Source organism: Methylobacterium sp. J-030, assembly GCF_022829545.1.
Taxonomy (GTDB): Bacteria; Pseudomonadota; Alphaproteobacteria; order Rhizobiales; family Beijerinckiaceae; genus Methylobacterium.
On record NZ_JAKSYM010000003.1, the window covers coordinates 1 to 1,000 of the forward strand.

At 71.5% G+C, this 1,000-nt stretch carries 2 protein-coding genes; both read left to right on the forward strand.

Annotated features, from left to right (window positions below; translation table 11 throughout):
* On the forward strand, positions 1–577 hold a 577-nt coding region (locus tag MKK75_RS00015; protein ID WP_244040604.1), incomplete at its 5' end, for a hypothetical protein.
* Between the two features lie 135 nt (positions 578–712).
* Positions 713–1,000 (forward strand): hypothetical protein (locus MKK75_RS00020; protein WP_244040605.1); only part of this gene is annotated, 288 nt, incomplete at its 3' end.

Sequence of the window (1,000 nt, forward strand, 5' to 3'; positions counted from 1 at the left end):
CTTGGCGAAGGCGCGCGAGGTGGAGCACGAGGCCATCGTCGCCGAGAGCCGCGCTCAGCTTGCCGAACTGGACGGCGGCGACGACCTGGCCCGCCGGATCACGGAATGGTCTGAGAGGGGCGGCGAGCGGCCCGACCTTGCCCCGGATCCGGCCAGCCTCGATGCCCGGCATGATCGCGACCGCGCACGGGTGAAGGCTGCCGCATCCCGTCAGGCTGTCGCGGCGATCGGCGAGGTGGTCGAGGTCAAGCGCGCCGCCCTCGCCGAGGCCGAAGCACGGGTCGAGGCTGCCGTCCGCGGCGTGGTCGAGGCAGTGGCCGAGGATGTCGCCAGCGAGGGCCGCAAGGCCGCCGTCATCTATCGGCGGGCGGAATTGGCGGCGGTCGCCCTACAGCGGATGCAGGACGGTCTAGCGGCGGCGCCACGCTATCGGCTCAAGCCCGACACGGCTGCGCTTGCCAACGCCTCCGTCCCCCACGGTCGCAACGAACCGCCCGACTCTCTCGCCCGCGCCTCGGCGACGTGGCAGGCGTTCCACCGGGCGCTTGAGGCGGATGCAGACGCCGCGCTCGGGTGAGTCCTCCCCGGCGCGGTTCCCGGCTTTCCGTGGCCGGGCGAGGCAATGCGGCGAGTGCTTCGAAAACCTAACCCCGCATGCCGGCGCAGCTCCCTCTCGGAGGCTGGCGCCGGCCACCACCACCGCAGGTTCGCCATGGCGATGAAATCGAAGTTCACGGCCACGCCCGCCAAGCTCTCTCCCTTCTCGCAGAGCGTGCTGCGCGAGCTGGGCAAGCGCGTCGCCATCTGCTTTCCGGCAGACGGGGCCGGCCGCCAGCCCGAACCCGCCGATCAACCCAACCTGGTTGAGGGCCTTCACGGGCGCGGACAGGTCGCCGGAGAAGGCCGCTATCGCCCCCTTCTTCAGCCGCTCGGCCGCCTGCTTCGTGATGCTCTCGATACCCGGCACGAGGAACGGGCGGGCGGGGATGTTCTGATCGGG